This window comes from bacterium (assembly GCA_030019025.1).
GTDB lineage: Bacteria > Hydrothermota > Hydrothermia > UBA1063 > UBA1063 > UBA1063.
Genome location: JASEFR010000006.1, coordinates 24,990 through 43,486 on the forward strand (window position 1 = coordinate 24,990; position 18,497 = coordinate 43,486).

The 18,497-nt window shown below is 38.6% G+C and carries 19 protein-coding genes; 16 read left to right on the plus strand and 3 right to left on the minus strand.

Annotation, left to right across the window (positions count from 1 at the left end):
- Window positions 1-31: 31 nt before the first annotated feature.
- The 13 genes from ribD (at window position 32) to QMD82_02555 (ending at window position 12,920) form a co-directional block, all read left to right on the plus strand.
- Window positions 32-1,117 carry a bifunctional diaminohydroxyphosphoribosylaminopyrimidine deaminase/5-amino-6-(5-phosphoribosylamino)uracil reductase RibD gene (ribD, locus tag QMD82_02495; protein ID MDI6850788.1) on the plus strand — a complete coding sequence of 362 codons (1,086 nt, stop codon included), beginning with the start codon at window positions 32-34 and terminating at the stop codon, window positions 1,115-1,117.
- Window positions 1,110-1,679, plus strand: a complete 570-nt coding sequence (locus QMD82_02500; protein ID MDI6850789.1) for a small multi-drug export protein — start codon at window positions 1,110-1,112, stop codon at window positions 1,677-1,679. The genes ribD and QMD82_02500 overlap by 8 nt, the downstream gene beginning before the upstream one ends.
- 27 nt (window positions 1,680-1,706) lie before the next feature.
- Window positions 1,707-2,846, plus strand: a complete 1,140-nt coding sequence (locus QMD82_02505) for a hypothetical protein (protein MDI6850790.1) — start codon at window positions 1,707-1,709, stop codon at window positions 2,844-2,846.
- Window positions 2,843-3,565 (plus strand): hypothetical protein, encoded by a 723-nt coding sequence (locus QMD82_02510; GenBank protein MDI6850791.1) that lies wholly within the window; start codon window positions 2,843-2,845, stop codon window positions 3,563-3,565. The genes QMD82_02505 and QMD82_02510 overlap by 4 nt, the downstream gene beginning before the upstream one ends.
- Window positions 3,562-3,981 (plus strand): hypothetical protein, encoded by a 420-nt coding sequence (locus QMD82_02515; GenBank protein ID MDI6850792.1) that lies wholly within the window; start codon window positions 3,562-3,564, stop codon window positions 3,979-3,981. The genes QMD82_02510 and QMD82_02515 overlap by 4 nt, the downstream gene beginning before the upstream one ends.
- A 20-nt stretch (window positions 3,982-4,001) precedes the next feature.
- Window positions 4,002-4,586, plus strand: coding sequence for a hypothetical protein (locus tag QMD82_02520; protein MDI6850793.1), 585 nt, complete (start codon window positions 4,002-4,004; stop codon window positions 4,584-4,586).
- Window positions 4,576-5,265 carry a 16S rRNA (cytidine(1402)-2'-O)-methyltransferase gene (gene rsmI, locus QMD82_02525; protein MDI6850794.1) on the plus strand — a complete coding sequence of 230 codons (690 nt, stop codon included), beginning with the start codon at window positions 4,576-4,578 and terminating at the stop codon, window positions 5,263-5,265. Before QMD82_02520 ends, rsmI begins: the two co-directional genes overlap by 11 nt.
- A complete protein-coding gene (locus tag QMD82_02530) occupies window positions 5,258-5,863 on the plus strand; it encodes a CDP-alcohol phosphatidyltransferase family protein (protein MDI6850795.1) in 606 nt (201 codons plus the stop codon). Before rsmI ends, QMD82_02530 begins: the two co-directional genes overlap by 8 nt.
- Window positions 5,856-6,953 carry an inositol-3-phosphate synthase gene (locus tag QMD82_02535; protein ID MDI6850796.1) on the plus strand — a complete coding sequence of 366 codons (1,098 nt, stop codon included), beginning with the start codon at window positions 5,856-5,858 and terminating at the stop codon, window positions 6,951-6,953. The genes QMD82_02530 and QMD82_02535 overlap by 8 nt, the downstream gene beginning before the upstream one ends.
- On the plus strand, window positions 6,953-7,603 hold the full coding sequence (gene tmk / locus QMD82_02540; GenBank protein MDI6850797.1) for a dTMP kinase: 651 nt from the start codon (window positions 6,953-6,955) through the stop codon (window positions 7,601-7,603). Before QMD82_02535 ends, tmk begins: the two co-directional genes overlap by 1 nt.
- A complete protein-coding gene (locus QMD82_02545) occupies window positions 7,600-9,105 on the plus strand; it encodes a S41 family peptidase (GenBank protein ID MDI6850798.1) in 1,506 nt (501 codons plus the stop codon). Before tmk ends, QMD82_02545 begins: the two co-directional genes overlap by 4 nt.
- An 11-nt stretch (window positions 9,106-9,116) precedes the next feature.
- On the plus strand, window positions 9,117-12,497 hold the full coding sequence (gene dnaE, locus QMD82_02550) for a DNA polymerase III subunit alpha (protein ID MDI6850799.1): 3,381 nt from the start codon (window positions 9,117-9,119) through the stop codon (window positions 12,495-12,497).
- Window positions 12,498-12,641: 144 nt separating this feature from the next.
- Window positions 12,642-12,920 carry an HU family DNA-binding protein gene (locus tag QMD82_02555; protein MDI6850800.1) on the plus strand — a complete coding sequence of 93 codons (279 nt, stop codon included), beginning with the start codon at window positions 12,642-12,644 and terminating at the stop codon, window positions 12,918-12,920.
- A 71-nt stretch (window positions 12,921-12,991) separates the two neighbouring features.
- Here the strand turns inward: QMD82_02555 and argF are convergent, their stop codons facing one another.
- On the minus strand, window positions 12,992-13,909 hold the full coding sequence (gene argF / locus QMD82_02560) for an ornithine carbamoyltransferase (protein ID MDI6850801.1): 918 nt from the start codon (window positions 13,907-13,909) through the stop codon (window positions 12,992-12,994).
- Window positions 13,906-14,925 carry a tetratricopeptide repeat protein gene (locus tag QMD82_02565; GenBank protein ID MDI6850802.1) on the minus strand — a complete coding sequence of 340 codons (1,020 nt, stop codon included), beginning with the start codon at window positions 14,923-14,925 and terminating at the stop codon, window positions 13,906-13,908. The genes argF and QMD82_02565 overlap by 4 nt, the downstream gene beginning before the upstream one ends.
- 165 nt (window positions 14,926-15,090) lie before the next feature.
- Between QMD82_02565 and QMD82_02570 the strand changes: the two genes are divergently transcribed.
- Genes QMD82_02570 through QMD82_02580 form a run of 3 tightly spaced genes read left to right on the plus strand, consistent with a single transcriptional unit; the run spans window position 15,091 to window position 17,726 of the window.
- Complete coding sequence (locus QMD82_02570; protein ID MDI6850803.1) at window positions 15,091-15,663, plus strand: CDP-alcohol phosphatidyltransferase family protein; 573 nt, start codon at window positions 15,091-15,093, stop codon at window positions 15,661-15,663.
- A complete protein-coding gene (locus QMD82_02575; GenBank protein ID MDI6850804.1) occupies window positions 15,660-16,889 on the plus strand; it encodes a putative sugar nucleotidyl transferase in 1,230 nt (409 codons plus the stop codon). Before QMD82_02570 ends, QMD82_02575 begins: the two co-directional genes overlap by 4 nt.
- Window positions 16,890-17,726 (plus strand): LD-carboxypeptidase, encoded by an 837-nt coding sequence (locus QMD82_02580; protein MDI6850805.1) that lies wholly within the window; start codon window positions 16,890-16,892, stop codon window positions 17,724-17,726.
- Here the strand turns inward: QMD82_02580 and QMD82_02585 are convergent.
- On the minus strand, window positions 17,711-18,497 hold a 787-nt coding region (locus QMD82_02585), incomplete at its 5' end, for a hypothetical protein (protein ID MDI6850806.1). The genes QMD82_02580 and QMD82_02585 overlap by 16 nt on opposite strands.

Consider the following 18,497-nt stretch of genomic DNA (forward strand, 5'->3'; position numbering starts at 1 on the left):
GACTATGGGCTAACCTTTATAATTTAAGTATATGCCTGACGATATTTTCTATATGAGAAAGGTCTTTGAACTGGCAAAGCTGGGAGAGGGTTTTACTTCTCCTAATCCGATGGTGGGCGCTGTGATTGTTAAAGAAGGTAGGATCGTCGGTATCGGATATCACAAGAAAAAAGGCGACAAGCATGCTGAGATAAGGGCGATAGAAGATGCGGTAGGACATTTGGAAGGTTCCACCCTATACATCAATCTGGAACCTTGTGTTCATCACGGTTCTACGCCACCTTGTGCACCAGTGGTTGCTCAGTCAGGGATTAAAAGAGTGGTGATCTCCAATATTGATCCCAATCCGCTCGTTAGCGGAAAAGGAGTCGAATATTTGAGGAGCAAGGGTATAGAGGTCCTCACAGGGGTTCTTGAAGAAGAAGGGTATTTTCTCAACCGATTTTTCTTTCATTACATGAAGACTGGCTTTCCATACGTAATTGGAAAGATGGCTTTGAGTATGGATGGATTCATTGCAGACAATAGCGGAAATTCAAAATGGATTACCGGTGAAGATTCCAGAAAGTATGTACATAAGTTAAGGGGAGATGTTGATGCCATAATGGTCGGGAAAGGCACCATTGAAAAAGACAATCCTTCTCTTCTGCCACGACTTATATATTCCCCCAGAGTACCTGCAAAGGTTGTTGTCGCAAGGAAACCCTTCAAGAATTTTGATTACCAGATTTTTGATTCTGAGGGGATGGTTTATGTCCTGACTGTGAAGAATTCAGAATGGCGAGTTCCATCAGATTTAAGGGCAAACATAGAACTCGTTGAAGTTGGTGTATTAGAAAACGGTGCCATTGATCTGAGGGAGGCTCTTGTTGCTCTTGGAAAGAGAGGAATTCAATCTATTCTCTGTGAGGGAGGGAGTTTTCTCATGGGAGAACTCTTAAAGCTTGGGCTTGTTCAAGAGTTGGTTATTTTCTATTCAAATCTGATTCTTGGAAGTGGATTGAAGCCCTTTGGTGGCATTTCCTTAGCAATAGATGAGGCGATTAAAGATTTTAAGCTCTTTGAGCGGTTAAGTTTCCAGAATGACATTATGGTGAGGTTTTTAAAAAATGACTGAAAAAATAATATCTTACATGTCAAATTTTATTACAAGTAAGGAGTTGCTGGTATTTGTTGTGTCAATGCTTCCTATAGTGGAGCTAAGAGGTGCAATTCCACTTGCCGTTTTTCAGTATAATTTCCCTCTTTATAAGGCTTTCACTCTTTCCGTAGTCGGAAACGTTTTAATTACCGTGCCCCTTGTATTTCTGATAGGCTTTGCAGAAGAACATTTTAGGAAATTTGCTTTTTTAAGTAAATTAATGGATAAAATTTTGGCAAAGGCAAATAAACATAAGGGATACATTGAAAAGTATGAGTTTCTTGGCCTTTTTCTTTTCGTTGCTATCCCCTTACCTGGAACGGGAGCTTGGACTGGGGCGTTAATTGCTTACCTTTTGTCAATGAATAAATGGTTTGCCTTTTCCTCGATCTCTCTCGGTGTTTTGGTAGCCGGGATTTTGGTTAGTTTTTTCACTTCCTTTGGGTTTTTAAAAGGATTGCTGGTAGCGGTTTCTACATTATTTGTGGTTAATAAAGTGGTTTCTTATTTTCTGGATAGATTTTACAAAAAGGCTTAAAATATTTTTATTAACAGGAGGAGTTTGATGAGAGTCAATTTAAGTTATAGCTACAAAGATGTATGGAATAGCATAAAGTACAGTTTCAGTTTCAAGAAACTGTGGACCCAACTGCAAGGTCTAATTCTGGGAATACTTATCTATTCGGTATTTTCTTATTTAGCGCTAATTGTGTCCGGTTATTCTATTAAAGAGATATGGTATTACTGGAAGTTTGTCCCAATACCGGTTGGAGAACCATTATCCCTTTGGAGCTGGATTCTTTTGATAATAGGCATTGCAGGGCTTTTGGTGTTCACTTATATTTATGCTGTTGCTGTAGCTAAAATTACCGTTGAACAGTTAAGAGGGGATGAATTTTACGAGGTAAAAGATGCCGTAAGTTATGCGAGGAAAAAGGGATGGCCAGTTATCACCACTCCTTTAAGTATATTATTCGTAATCCTATTTATCCTTCTCTGTGGTGTTGTCCTCGGCCTTTTAGGGAAAATACCCTATCTCGGTGAGATTATCATTTTAATTGGTGCTATCCCCGCTGTTGTAATGTGTTTTTTCCTTGTTTATCTCTTCTTCGCTTTTATTATTTCACTAATACTTTCCGTTTCAGTCGTTTCCCTTCAGGAATCGGATACCTTTGATACCTTGTTTGAGGTCTTTTCAACATTAAACGAGCAACCATTTCGGTTTGTTCTTTATCAGCTTTATGTGATAATTCTGGCTGTTTTTACCTCTTCCTTATTTGCTTGGGCTCTGGGAAGGGCGGTCTGGATAATGGACAAAGTGCTTTCGGCATCCTGGCTTATGGGTTCCAAGTTTAAAGCCATTGAAGAGAGTGCTCTTTACTTTTTCACAACTACACCACTATTTGGGTCGCTTTATTCCTATCTCAAGTTTCTTGGGGTTCAGAAGATTCTGAGCATCCCATCTGCACTTCCTGCGGAGGGGGGTCTTGTTAATCTGGTAGGGTTTTTCTTCGGCATAGGACTCTATGTGATGGTTTTACTTGTCATTGCTCAGCTTCTGAACTCGCTTAATGTTGGAACATTGCTTTCGTATCTTGTAATCGTTAAGAAAAAAGATGATCTGGACCTTCTGGAAGTAAAGAAGGAAGAGGAAAAAGTGGAAGAGGCAAGTTCAGAGCCCAGCGGAGGTGGAGAAGGTAATTGATAGGGATAGATCTTGATTTTGAGACCTTCCGATTTATCAGGCGAGAAAGGGGGCGTATTCTTGAATTTCTTGAAGGGAGCGTTAAAGATTTAGGTAAATTAAAAGGCGAAGATATCTACATATCGTTCTCGGCTCCCAGGGTCGTTGGTAAGTTTTACGAGAATAGAGTGAATCAGCGAGTGGTTGAGGAGGAATTTGGCGTTTCTTTTGAGATTAGAAAGAAAGTCTTTAAAATTGGTAATAAGAATCTCACTTTCATTGGAGCGGTAGAAAGAGAAACCTATGAATCGGCGATGAATTTAATTGAAAGCTTAAAAATTTCCCGAATTAAAAGAATTGATTTTTCTCCTTTCGTCTTTCACGATCTTTTGTATACTCTCAATTTCTCTTCGAGGTACAAGGATTTTCTTGCTATCTACTTTGGGAAAAGTTGTTTTTATTACGCAGTGTGCAAGGAAGGAACAATTAGGTTGGTTTCTTCTGCTGAGATGGAAAGCTATTCCAATATAGTGAGTGAGTTGGTTAAGACCTTTTTCGAAGAGGGGCTTACCCTTGCCGTTGTCTCAGGTGATTACACTAAGGAGTTGACCATGGAATTGAAGGAAATTGCTGAGGATGTTGATGTTGAGATTTTAAATCCCTTTGCTGGTTTTAGTATTATGACTCCTGAAGAGGTAAAACAAACACTCTACTCACTTGCTCTCGGAGTCACCCTATGATATTAAGATTCGACTTTCGCAAAAAGAAACTGTCCTTAAGGCCTCTGCTCATAACATCGTCTCTCCTATTGATTTTGTTACTTCTGATTACGCAAAAAGAACAAGTAATCAAGTTCGGTAAATCCTTGAATATAAGAGAAATATTTGCAACAACGAAAGTTAAGAGGGCAGAACTTCGGAAGGAGAGCGATATTGGTGTGACGGTGAAAAAACCCCAAGTTGCTGAAAAGAAGCTGGCTTTGTGCGGAGTATTACAATTTGGAGATCAAGGGTATGCATTTTTAAAGTCTTCTGAAGATGAGAAATTCATACTTCGAGAGGGAGAGTACGCTGGTTCATTCAAGTTGGAGAACGTCTTTGCAGATTCTGTTATTTTGGTGTGGAATAACGGCAAACGCGAGGTTTTGCATTGGTAGTTGCTTATCTATTGATTTTAATGATTAGTGGCTTCATTTCAGTAGAACAGGATATAAGAATGGTGGACATAACAGTTAGAGGGAGTTTTTCAAATGTGGAAGTTCAGGATTTTCCATATGAGGGGGTACTTACGATTGACATAAAAGGCATCATAAAAGGTGATTTTCCCGTAGGAAATTATCCCAACTCCTTTGTTAAAAAGGTAGAAATTAAGAGGGTCAACGGTATAATGAGGATTATCTGCAAAATGGCTGGACCATTCGAAATTGCTGAAAAGATTACAAGCGGGGACCTAATTAGAATAACCTTAAAACCCGTGCAAGGAAGGATTTCATTGGAAACGGAAAAGCATTTCATGATTCAGTCACAGCCTCCTAAGAAAGTAAGGGCGGTTGTGGAAACGGTTTTTGTAACCAGACCTCAGCCGGTTTATTTAAAATGTAAAGATTTAACAGGAGCCGAAATATCAGAATTTATCAAAGCGGCCGCTGGAAAAAGTTTAGTATTGCCCAGTAATAAAAAGTTTTCTGGGCATTTTGGTTCTCCCTCTTTAGAAAAATTTCTTGAGGAGTTTCCAGCTTATTTTGAGAAGTATGCAAAGTGAGAATGGAGTTTTATTTGTCGTTTCAACTCCTATAGGTAATTTAGAGGATATTACTATCAGGGCATTAAAAGTTCTCTCAGAGTCAGATATAATACTTTGCGAAGATACAAGGGAAACGCTTAAACTTTTAAATCATTATAAGATTTCGGGTCCAAGGCTTTTGAGGTACGATGAGCATGTTGAAGCGAAAAGAATCCCTGAAGTAAAGGAGTACTTAAAGAGTGGAATGAAAGTTTCCCTTGTAACAAATGCTGGAACCCCAACCATACAAGATCCCGGTTACAGATTAGTGAGGTCCCTAAGGCAGGAAGGATTTAAAGTCATACCGGTTCCTGGCCCTTCTGCTCTTATTGCTGCTCTTTCTGTGTCTGGCTGCCCAACGGATAGTTTTGTCTTTTATGGTTTTCTTCCAAGAAAAGAAGGTAAAAGGAAAAGGCTGATACAGGGTTTCATTGATGAGACGAGGACAATCATTTTTTATGAGTCTCCGGAGCGGATCATAAGAACAATTGAGGAGCTTAAGGGTTTTGAAAAACTTAATGACAGGTTTATATTTATTGCAAGAGAAATGACTAAGTTGTTTGAAGAATATATTTTTTGCAGACTTTCGGATCTTGATGTGAGTACTTTGAAAACAAAGGGTGAGTTTGTAGTTATTATGGAGGGGTCCAGTGAATGAAGAGGTGAAAAAAACAGCGAGAAATGTGCTTTCTCCATTGGTTAAAGTTGCAATCAAGCTCAATATAAGCCCTAATGCTGTTACTTTAGTCGGTTTAGGTATTACTCTCTTTGCATCTTATTTGTATGCCAAGGGCAATTTTAGAGTGGCGGGTCTTATCCTTGCCCTTGCCGGTTTATGTGATGCTATTGATGGCGAAGTTGCAAGGAAGGCTAATAGAGTAAGCAAGTTTGGTGCGTTTTTTGATTCCACCGTTGATAGATTTGAAGAATTTTTTGTCTACGGGGGGATTTTATACTATTATTCGCTGGTTAAAGTCAATGCCCTCCTTTCAATAATTACCTATATTGTTTTGCTTGGTTCAATAATGACAAGCTACATAAGGGCAAGAGCGGAGGGAGTAGGTTTCTCTCCCACCTCGGGACCAATGGATAGACCCGGTCGATACATTTACCTCGTCTTATTTTCTATTATTGCGGGTAGTAGTGTGGTTTTTGACATTGCCATGGGATTTTTGTTGATTTTGGTCTATTTGACTGTAATTAATAGATTTAAAGAATTCAGGGATTTGATAAACAAGGAGGGAAATAATGGGTGAAATCCGGGTTGCCATAATTGGCGTCGGGAACTGCGCCTCCAGTTTGGTTCAGGGTGTATATTATTATAGAAATGCAAAGCCGGGTGATTTTATTCCAGGAATCATGCACGTTGAGCTTGGTGGTTACCACATTAGTGACATCAAATTTGTCGCGGGTGTTGATATCAACATTACCAAGGTTGGAAAGGATTTGTCCGAGGCTATTTTTGCCGAGCCTAACTGTACTTACAAGTTTACTGATGTCCCTAAGCTGAACGCTAAGGTTTACAGAGGAATGACTCACGATGGGATTGGAAAGTATCTTGAAAACATTATCGTTAAAGCCCCTGGTCCTACTGATGATTTAGTTAAGATTTTCAAAGATCTCGGTGTTGACGTCGTCGTAAACTTTTTGCCCGTGGGTTCAGAAGAAGCCACTAAGTGGTATGTGGAACAAGCTATTCAGGCTGGAGCCGCTTTTGTGAATGGTATTCCTGTTTTTCTTGCAAGTTCTCCATATTGGCAGAAAAGATTCGAGGAGGCAGGTCTTCCAGTTTTGGGAGATGATATAAAGTCTCAGGTTGGTGCCACGATAGTGCATAGAGTTCTGACTCAGCTGTTTATTGACAGGGGAGTGAAACTTGAAAGAACCGCGCAGTTAAATGTAGGCGGTAATACGGATTTTCTAAACATGCTTGAAAGAGAAAGGCTTGCTTCCAAGAAGGTTTCTAAAACCAATGCTGTAAGGTCCCTTTTGCCTTACGATATTGGCGATGAAAATATTTACATAGGACCTTCTGACTATGTCGCCTGGTTAAAAGACAGAAAATGGGCCTATATAAGACTTGAAGGAAGAACCTTTGGTGATGTTCCTTTGAACATAGAGCTAAAGCTTGAAGTCTGGGATTCTCCGAATTCTGCGGGAGTCATGATTGATGCAATAAGATGCGCCAAAATTGCGAAGGATAGAGGACTTAAAGGAGCAATAGTTGAGCCATCATCCTACTTTTTCAAGACCCCGCCTCAACAGTTTCCTGATTGGAAGGCAAGGGAGTTGACAGAGGAATGGATAAGAAAGTACGGTCACGGTGAAGTTAAAGAGAATAGTTAATGGGTAGATGGGGTTTCTTTATAACCATCGAGGGGCCGGAAGGTAGTGGAAAGAGCACATTAACCGAAGGAATATTGAATTTTCTTAAAGAAAAAGGTTTTGACGTTGTATATACTCGAGAGCCTGGTGGTACTCCCTTAGGTGAGCGCATAAGAGATGTGATCCTCAATAGCGTTGAAAGTATGGACTCTTACACTGAAGTATTTTTGTTCCTTGCGGCGCGAAGGGAAAATGTTATAAGAAATATTCTGCCTGCATTAAGGGACGGTAAGGTGGTTGTTTGCGATAGATATGCCGACTCTACCATAGCGTATCAGGGATATGGGAGAGGCCTTCCTATTAAGCTACTTCGGAGATTAAATAAACTGGCAACTGGCGGAATAAAGCCCGACATTACTCTTTTTATTGACGTGGAGCCCTTGAAGGGTTTACAAAGGATTAATGGAAAAGAGTTTGATAGAATAGAAAGGGAAGACCTTCGGTTTCATCAAAGGGTTAGGGAGGGTTACCTTAAAATTGCCAAAATCGCCGGCAAAAGGGTTAAAATATTGGATGGCACGCTCCCGCCGAATGAGCTTTTAGAGAAAGCCATTGGTTTGATAAAAGCAAGAATGCAAGAAAAGAAAAAAATAAGAGGTGTTATGATATGAGATTCAGAAAAGCTTTAGTTTTGGCAGCTGTAGTGTTTTTATCCGTACTCCTCGGTTATGGCATAGGTGTTTGCAAGGAAAGAGCTTCTCTTCGAACGATGATGCAAATTTATTCCAACGTCCTTACTTATATCCAGATGTTCTATGTGGAGGAAAGAAATCCATCAGAACTTGTTGAAAATAGTATCAAAGGTATGGTTGGTGCCCTTGACCCCTTCTCCGAGTTTCTTAATCCTGAAGAAAGTGAGGAATTTTCTATTGCTACAACGGGGAAATTTGGTGGTATCGGTGCTCAAATTGGTATAAGAGATAATTGGGTCACCATTATTGCACCAATTGAGGGAACACCAGCTTACCGGGCTGGGCTAATTGCAGGTGATCGCATCGTAGAGATTGATGGTAAATCCACTGAGGGGATGAAGGTAAACGATGCCGTTAAACTTTTAAGGGGAGAACCTGGTACGGTTGTGAGGATTAAAATTTATAGACCAATTAGTCAAAAGGAGTTTTCAATAGAACTGGTTAGGGACACAATTTTTATCGACCCGATCCCCTACTATGGAAATTTGGATGAAAAAACTGGTTACATCAGGGTATCGAGCTTCCAGGACGGTCTTTCCAAGGAATTTTCAGCAGTTCTTGATTCACTGAGAATGAAGGGCGTAAATAGAGTGATTATTGACCTTAGAGGCAATCCCGGTGGTTTGTTAAATGAAGCAGTTAATCTTCTCAGCTTTTTCTTTGAGCCAGGAACCCTTGTGGTTTTTACTAAGGGGAGAACACCTGATAACAACTTTGAGTATAGAACCGTTGGGGATGGAAAGTTCAGAGATGTTCCAGTGGTTGTCTTAGTGGATAAAGGTTCTGCGAGTGCAAGCGAAATTGTGGCGGGAGCGTTCCAGGATTGGGACAGGGGTATTATTATAGGTGATACGACCTTTGGAAAGGGATCGGTTCAGAGGGTTTTTAAACTTCAGGAAGGGTATGAGTTGAAATTAACGACAGCCAAGTACTATACACCTTCTGGACGTTGTATTCATAAGTCGGAGAAGGTTGATTCTTTGGGGAAGGATACCGCCACCTACTACACAAAGGTCCTTAAAAAGCCATTAAAGGGTGGAGGAGGTATTTCGCCTCACATTATTGTAAAACAAGAAGTAATATCCAATTTTACTCAGGAAATCTACCCGCACTTTTTTGGCTTTGCCGTTGAATATAAGTCTAAGAACAAAGTTTACCAGGGGATGAACAGTACAGTTATCAGTGAGTTTAAGGAATACTTAAGAAGGAACAATGTGAAGTATTCCGATGAAGAATTTGAAAAGAATCTTAACCAGATAAGGCGGCTATTAGATGCAGAAATTTCAGAGAAGTATCATGGGACGAAGGGAAGGTATGCCAGCCTTTTAAAAGATGATTTGACTGTCAGGAGAGCTAAGGAAGTTCTTAAAAGTTTAAACTCTGTAAAAGATTTGAGAAATTTTATTTCCTCAGAATTGTAACATTACACAAAATGAAAGAATTTGTTCATTTGCATTTACATTCTGAATATAGTGTTTTGGATGGAGTACTCTTTATCGATGAGATCGTAAATACCGCTTTGAAGTTCGGAATGCCAGCAGTTGCCCTTACGGACCATGGTAACCTTTTTGGTGCTATAGAGTTTTATAAGAAGGCAACGGAAAAGGGAATTAAGCCCATTATAGGAATGGAAGCCTATGTTACCAATGGATCTATGTATGAGAAAGTGAAGACTGGAGAAATATACCACCTCACGTTGTTGGCTGAAAATGATGAAGGTTACCGAAATCTCTTAAAAATTTCCACAGAATCTTACCTGAAAGGATTTTATTATAAACCGAGGGTGGACAAGGAATTCTTGAAAAAAAACTCGAAGGGGCTTATTGCTCTTTCGGGTTGCCTCCAGGGTGAGCTTTCCAGGAAAATATTACTCGGGTTTGATGAAGCGGAATTACAAAAAACTCTTCAGTCTTACATTGAAATTTTTGGACCAGACAACTTTTTCCTTGAACTTCAAGACATCGGTCTTAATGAGAACAAAACTGTAAATCGAAAATTGCTGGAGCTTTCGAGTAAATATAATGTAAGAGTTGTAGCTACAAATGATGTGCATTTTCTAAGACCTGACGATAAAATCCTTCAGGAAGTTGTTCTTTGTATCCAGACAGGGACACATCTTGATGATCCTAAAAGAATGAAAATAGAAACTGACCAAATCTACTTTAAGAGTCCAGAGGAAATGTGGAACATATTTGGAGAATTAGAAGAGGCTCTTCTAAATACTGTTGAGATTGCAAATAGGGTTAACTTGACTCTTGAGTTGGATCCAACAAATATACACTTACCTCGCTTTGATATTCCTGAACAGTACAGTAGTGCTTTTGAAATGCTATCCGATCTGGCCTTAAGAGGCCTTAAGGAGCGATTTAGGGGGAGTGAAATTCCAGCAGAGTATATGGAGCGACTCCAAAAAGAGCTTAAAGTAATTAAGGAATTAAATTTCTCAATGTATTTTCTCATTATCTGGGACTTAATCAACGAGGCGAAAAAAAGAAATATACCCGTTGGTCCAGGAAGAGGATCGGCTGTTGGTTCTCTTGTTTTGTATGCTCTTGGTGTCACGGATGTGGATCCCATAAAGTATAATTTGCTTTTTGAAAGGTTTTTAAATCCAGAAAGAGTTTCCCCACCGGATGTAGACATAGATTTTGCTGACAATAGAAGAGACGAAATGATAAGATATATTAGAGAAAAATATGGTGAAAACAACGTTGCTCAAATTATAACTTTTGGAAGAGCAAAAGCGAAACAGGCAATTAAGGATGTAGCAAGGGTTTTAGGACTTCCCTACAGCGAGAGTGACAAAATTGCCAAAACTATCACTGAGACTGGTTCTCTTCAAGATGAATATGAAACTAATCCTGTTTTCAGAGATTTGATCAATTCCAACGAAGTTTACAAAAAAGTTTACGATTATGCATGTAGAATCGAAGGCCGTGTTAGAAACATATCTACCCATGCTGCAGGCGTAGTTGTTGCACCTGTTGAAATTTACAGAATTGCTCCCCTTTACCGGTCGGAAGATGAAGACACCGTCACTGTTCAATTTGATATGAAGTCTCTGGAATTGTTAGGCCTTTTGAAAATTGACCTTCTTGGACTCAGGACGCTCACTATTGTGTATGAGACGGAGAAGCTCGTAAAACGGAAAACCCCGGATTTTTCCATTGATAGGATAAATTACGATGACATAAAAACTTATGAGTTGCTCTCAAAGGGGGACACAATAGGTGTTTTTCAGTTGGAATCTGAAGGTTTTAGAAATGTTTTAAAACGTGTAAAACCAGGGAAGATAGAGGATTTAATTGCGGTTCTTGCCTTATATCGCCCCGGACCAATGAAGAGTGGAATGCTTGAAAGCTACATAAGGAGAAAAAACGGTGAGGAGAAAATTGATTATTTAGACGAGAGGTTAAAAGATATTCTTCAAGAGACTTACGGAGTTATTGCCTATCAGGAGCAGGTTATGCTCCTTGCATCTACCCTTGCGGGATTCTCTCTTGGTGAAGCAGATGTGTTAAGGAAGGCGATGGGTAAGAAGCAAAAAGAAGTTATGGAAAAAATGATGGAGTCCTTTGTCGAAGGCAGTGTCAAGAATGGTATAGAAAAAGAGAAGGCTGAACAAATATTCAATTTCATTGCACCTTTTGCAGAATACGGTTTTAATAAGTCTCATGCCGCCGGATATGCAAAACTTGCTTATATTACGGCGTATTTAAAAGCCCATTATCCCCTTGAATTCATTGTTGCTAATCTTAATGCAGAAATGAATACTCAGGATGCCCAGGAAAAAATTTTCAAATTCTTGAATGAAGCCAAGACCTTCGGAATTAGTATCGTCCCACCTTCTATAAATAGAAGCGATTATGAATTTAAGATTGAAGGTGAGAACTCCATAATGTATGGATTAGGGGCGATAAAAAATGTTGGAAAAGCAGCGGTTGAAGAAATATTGAAGGTTAGAAGTTCAAAAGGTAAATTTGAAAGTGTTGAAGATTTTATATCCCTTGTGGATACGCGAAAGGTTAATAGAAAAACGCTGGAAAGCCTTATAAAGGCGGGGGCTTTTGACGAGTTTTATCCCAACAGAAAAGCATTGCTTCAGGCGTTGGATGAATTATTGCAATCCTCTAAATCTTCTGTAAAGATGGGCACTTTATTCACATTCTCTTCTAACCAAAGTCCAATAGAAAAGTACAAGCACTTACCTTTTACCTTAGATGATATCATTTATTTTGAAAGAGAGGCCCTTGGACTTTATTTGAGTATTCATCCCCTCGACAAATTTCCTTTTGTAAAATTTCAGCCTATAAATTCTTCTAAGATTAAAGATGATTTGCTGGATGGGGATGAGGTGTTGCTGGTTGGTGTTATTAGTGATGTTTCAAAAAAGAAAAATAAGAACGGAGAGGTTTATGCTAGTATTAAAATAGCCGATTTTGAAGGTGAAGTTAGAGGATATATTCATCCCCAATTGTTTAAAGACAAAGCAGAATTGCTAAAAGAAGATCAGATCGTTTTAATCTCAGGCAGAGTTTCAGAAAATGGGGATGGGAAGGAACTGAGGATTAATGATATAACTGAGTTTGAGGGGGTTAAGGCGATTGAGATCAATCTTGATGGTATCGATATTCCAAAGATAGATGAGCTTTTCGAACTGATAAAGGTTTCATCGGGAGGAAACATTGATCTTTTTACGTGGATTGGGGGAAAAAGGTATCTTTCTGAATTCAAGATAATAGAGAGCGCTGATTTCGCGGATAAAATATTGGATATTTTGCCTCAGGAACGCATAAAGGCAATACTTTTGTAAGTCCTTCTTACTGAAAGACTTATTAGTTCATTCTCTTAAATTCGCTTTTCCCGACAGCAAAAATCTTGACAAAATGTGCGCTATGCTTTATTTATTATAGTACCTACAGAAATGCTTGATAAATAAAAAAAGGAGGAGTGAGGTATGAACAAACAAGAACTGATAAACAAAGTAGCAGAAAAAGCTGGTGTAACCAAAAAAGACGCAGCACTTGTGGTGAATGCATTCATCGATGTAGTGAAAGACTCCCTCGCAAAGAAGAATCCTGTGAGAATCATCGGCTTCGGTACTTTCGATGTAAGGAAAAGAGCTGAAAGAAAAGGCAGAAATCCCAGAAGCAAGCAGGAGATTAAGATTCCTGCCAGAATAGTCCCCGTATTCAGAGCATCCTCAACCCTTAAAGAGATGGTGAACAAGGGCTAATAAGAGCGATAATCTCCTAAAAATAAAGGGGCCGTTCGGCCCCTTTATTTTTATTAAAGAATCCGAATTTCTCAATACATATTCCTGAAAAGTTTTATCAGGATTGCTTTTTCTGAGTGGAGTCTGTTTTCAGCCTGGTCAAGCACGATGGAATGAGGTCCATCAAGGACTTCGTCGGTAATTTCCTCACCTCTGTGAGCAGGAAGACAATGTAATACTGCTACATGAGAAGGAGCAAGCCTTAGTAGTTCACTATCTACACGATAGTTTTTGAAAATTTGCCTTCTTTGTTCTGCTTCTTGTTCCTGCCCCATTGAAGCCCATACGTCTGTATAGATGAAATCTGCGTCTTTGACTGCTTCTTTCGGGTCTCGTACGATTTCAACTTTCGCGCCAGTGATTTTTGAAATTTCCATTGCCTTCTCATATAAGTTTTTGTTGGGTTCGTACCCTTGAGGGCAAGCGATGGTAAATTTTCCTCCTAATAGAGAAGTCATTAGCATTAAGGAGTTGGCGACGTTATTCCCGTCTCCTATAAAAGTGAGGTTAACTTTAGTTTTTCCTGATTTTTCGAGAATAGTTAAATAATCCCCCACAATCTGGCAAGGGTGTTCAAGGTCTGAAAGGGCATTTATTACAGGTATTCTGACATTCTGTGCCATTTCAATTAATGTAGAGTGGGCAAAAACCCTTGCTACAACACCGTCAACCCACTTTTCGAGATTTCTTGAAACATCTTTTACGGATTCTCTCTGGCCGAGTTTTATGTCATTGTTAGAGAGGTAAATGGGTTTGCCACCAAGGTCGTAAATGGCTCTTTCAAAAGTTACCCTTGTACGAAGGGAAGGCTTTTCAAAAATGAGGGCGAGGATTTTACCGTCAAGCGTCTTTTCGGCTATCTTTCCTTTTTTTACTTTAAGTGAGAAATCTAACAACTCATGTGCCTCTTCAATTGAGAGATCAAGGATTGACAAAAAGTCTTTCTTCACTTTTTATTACCTCCGTTGTTGCTTTTTATTTCCTGGAGTTTTTTGATGGTTTCCATAAGTTCTTTGTTCATTTTAAGTTGGTTATAAATTAGAGCCTTGAAACTATAAGCGTCTTCGTAGTCGGGTTTCAATTCAATGGCCTTGTCAAAGGCATTCAGAGCTTCTTGCATTTTATTTTCATTGTAAAGGCAGGCCCCTAACGTAAACCAGATATCGTAAGCATCGGGTTGTTTTTCCAAATACTCGCGGAATAATTTTTCCGCTTCTTCGTAATTAGAAAGCCTGTAATAAGAAAGAGCCATGTTTAACAGTGCATCGAGATTTTCTTTGTCAAGCTCGTATGCCTTTTTGAAGTATTGTGCAGCTTTTTCGAACTCCTGATCATCGAAATGGAGAACTCCTAAGTCAAAATATGCTTTAGCAAAGGTTGTGTCTTTTTCAATTATTTTTACTAAATCTCTTTTTGCTTCTTCTTTTTGCCCGGCTTGAGCGTAAAACTTCGCTCTGTAGTAAAGTGCCTGCAAATCGTTTGGATTAATTTCAATAGCTTGATTTGCATAGTTAATGGCATCTTCTAAATTTCCCAGTTTATTATACACTACAGCGATTGCCAAGTAAGCTCTCTCGTCTTTGGGATTGATTTTCGTAACGTAAGTGAAGTATTTTAGGGCTGTAGAATCATCACCCTGCTGGAATAAGTTTTTCCCTGCTGTCAAAATTGTGTTTATCTCGTTTTCTCCAAATTCTTTGAGATACTTTCCGGAGTCTGCGTCCAGCTCGTACGCTTTAATGAATTCATCGGCGGCTTTGATGTAATTACGTGTTCCTATGTAGGCTCTGCCAAGCCATATATGGGCCTCAGGATTATTTGGATTTTCTGCAACCCACGCTTGAAATTCTGTAACTGCTTTGTTATACAGGCCCTGCTGCATATATATGATTCCGGATGATTTGTGAGGGGTTGTTGCACAGGCTATAAAAAAGAAAAACAACCCCAAAAGTAACACCTTCCTCATGTTTACCTCCTTTGTTTTTGCTAAATTATAACTCCAAGCATGCTTTTATTCAAAAACACCATTGGTCGCGTTGATTCGATGTCACAAATGTGTTTTAGAGTTAGAAATATTTTATGTAGTTTAAGATTTTTGACTTTTCTTAGCGCATAAAGTATCATTAATAAAGTGACTCGATTTCACTCTGTAAGGTTTAAAATATTCACTCTTCCAAATATTCTCAGTGTTTGCAGGCTTTTGCTGATTTGCCCGATCTTTGTTTTTATGAAGGAGTCCAGAATTTTTTTGACGAGTCTTTTTCTTATCTTGATTGTTATAACTGATGTGTTGGACGGTTACTTTGCAAGAAAATACCACCTTGAAAATCCTATGGGGAAAGTGTTGGACCATGGTGTTGATAAGGTGTTTTCGATGTTTATCTCTTATATTTTTTACAAATATTCTTTTTTACCCACTTGGGCTTTTTTGTTTTTCTTTTTCAGAGATTTACTCATACTTTTAGTAGGAAGCATCTTGTTCTTTCGTTTTAAACTTGCCTTTGGTTCGCTCTGGCTTGGTAAAATTGCCGGCGTTTTTTACTTTGGTATGTTTTTTGCTTTCTTGCTCAACTTCGAGACCCTGGGGAGGGTTTTTATGTTTTTAAGCATCGCGTTGTTCTCTTTCGTGTTGATAGTTTACCCTTTAAAATTTTACCCCGTTTTGAAAGAAAGAATATTTTCCAATAAAGGAGGAAAAGCGTGAAAAGAAATTTCATTTTGTTTGAGGACGAACATATAAGCAGCTTTCTTCCTCTTGTTTGGTTGAATCCTTTTTTAAATCTGCGCCTTGGGGTTTCGACGCTATATGAGAAGTGGGAAAAAGTCTTACCTCAGATTGATGTTCTTTTAGTCAGAGATTTTTTGAAGGATTATACACAATTCCTGTTTCCACATCTTAAGGTAAATGGCTCTTCTTTTGGAATTTGTGTTTTTATTAATTCCAGGCTAAATCCGTATCAAAAACTAATTTCTACTCTTCTCGAGGTTGAGCCAGGTGAGGGTTGCGTTGATGAAGAAGGGGTGGTTTTGTCTTTTGCTTTGGAGTTTCCATCTAACGCAGACATATCGGATATCAAAGAGTTGATTCAGGGAGTAAAAGTCTGGAAGAAGGTTCAAGGAGTTGAACTTTTTAGGAGGCTTGAGGATTTAATAAATCTGAATGGGATTTTTATAACACAAGATTTTTTGAGATTTTACGACCGTTTTTCTTTTAGAATACCGGTGGATGTAAGAATTTTGGGAGATGCTGTTTTTATATCGGATGAAGCACAAATATCACCCTTTGTATTTATTGATGCTACAGAAGGCCCCGTGATAATTGAAAGAAACGCTGTAGTTTCTTCTTTTGCTTACATTGAGGGGCCTGTTTATTTAGGAGAAGGTGTACTGATTAAACCTTTTAGTAAAATTTTTAAAAATACGACTATCGGTCCTGTATGTAAGGTTGGAGGGGAGATTGAATCCTCAATCTTTCACTCCTACTCTAATAAACAACATGATGGTTTTTTGGGTCACTCTTACGTTGCACCTTGGGTAAACATTGGGGCTGATACGGTAACCAGTGACCTGAAGAATAATTATTCTACCATCAGGCTAAGGTATAGAAAGCAGGAATGGGATACTGGCTCCCAGTTCATAGGCACCATTTTCGGGGATCACGTAAAAACTGGAATTAACACCATGCTTAATTCAGGTACTATTGTAGGAGTTTTCACTAACATTTTCGGTGGTGGTTTTCATCCCAAATTTATACCATCTTTTTTCTGGGGTGGTGGAAAGGAATGGCAGATCCACGAATTAGGGAAAGCTATCGAGACTGCGAAGAAAATGATGCGAAGAAGGAATGTAATTCCTGATGAAACCTATTTAAAACTTATAGAAAAAGTATTTTGGCTGTCCGAAGTAGAAAGGAAGGATTTCAATTTGTAAATGCAGATTGCAACTTTTTCTCCTTCTTCGAAACCCGATGAAAATCTATTGAAGAAAGCAATTCTTAACCTTGAAAGCCGTGGAATAAAAGTTGAGCTTTCCCCCAATTTATTGGGAAGACGTGGGCTGGATGTAAGTTCGGATAAAGAAAGATTTAATGACTTTAAGTGGGCATTCTTTGAATCTCGTTCTACTATTCTTATTCCTTCCAGGGGTGGATATGGATTGTCGAGGATTTTGGATGAGATAGTTAAGCTTAACTTTGCAAAAGTGAAAAAGACGTTGATAGGTTTTAGTGATTTAACTTTTGTTTTAAATTTTCTTTCTGTTTTTGAGAACTTTGATATATTTCATGGTCCAATGCTTGCGACAAACTTCTTTGCTGGTGGTGATGAGCTTTTTCATTATTTGGAGAAAGTAGTAAATAAGGTATCTTATGAAATTCGGTGGGAAGGATATTCCAGTGGAGGCAGATTTTCAGGAAAAATTTACGGGGGAAACTTGACTTGCTTTTCTTTTCTTGTTAACACTAATTTTTTACCTCATATACAAGATTTTATCCTCTTTCTTGAAGAGTATAATGAAGAGGAATATCGCGTTGACAGAATGCTTCATTTTTTGAAATACAGCGGGATTTTTCGAGAAGTAAAAGGTGTAATTGTAGGTTTCAGTGATGTTGGTTACGATGTGTATATAAATTTTTTTAGAAAAAACAAAATTCCCTTTAGCACAAATTTTCCGGGAGGGCACGGTAAAATGAATTTACCTTTCCCTATTGGGAGAGTATGTGAATTCGATGCAGATAGAAATGTTTTAAGAGTTCATTTTGAAAGATAGAGGTCACAAATGTTTACAGATTCACTCGGAATTGCGCTCGATTTCAAATCCTGTAAAATCATGAGTTCATTTACCTTGATGATTGAAGCTTCTTTTAGCATAGCAAGTACCAATAGGTCTTCGATATCGTATTTTGAGTGTTCGTAAAAAGTCCACTGAAATATAACATAGAGCGTATTAAAATAGATAAGGCTGAGTATAGCACCAATTTCCCACTCTTCTACTTTAAAAGAGTAATAGTTGAAGTCGAAGCCCACTGTTTGTAACTCAAAGAGCGTCGTTACTACTAAATTCCTCGATAGAAGGGGTAGATTGGTTGTTTTGCTTAGAGCGGATTCTACTTTCTGCTGCACATCAAGGGGGTCTGAGATTGGCACTACGTCAACTCTTCCTTTTACTAATTCTTTAAGAATTTTGCCGAACTTTTCTTGATTTTTAGGCTTAACTTTGTACACCCACCGCTCAAAATCTTCGGGTACTTTTAATTTAATGTAATTGCGGGTTGTCGTAGAGAGATTTGGAAAGTGATTTTTAAAATACTCGGGGTCTCTTTTTTTAATTAGAAGGTTTGCTATAAGGATTTCCCCGAATTCTGACTTTAAAAGGTCAATAACCTCTTCCGGCGCTTTTTCGAGAATTGATATGGTGTAGAAGTGTGGAAATTCAGGGGGTATTGGAGTTCTGAATAAATTTCCCTGTGAATTCTTTAAAATTAAGAATTCCGTGAGGGTGTCTTCCTCTTGAAAAAAAACTAAATAAGCCTCTTCGCTC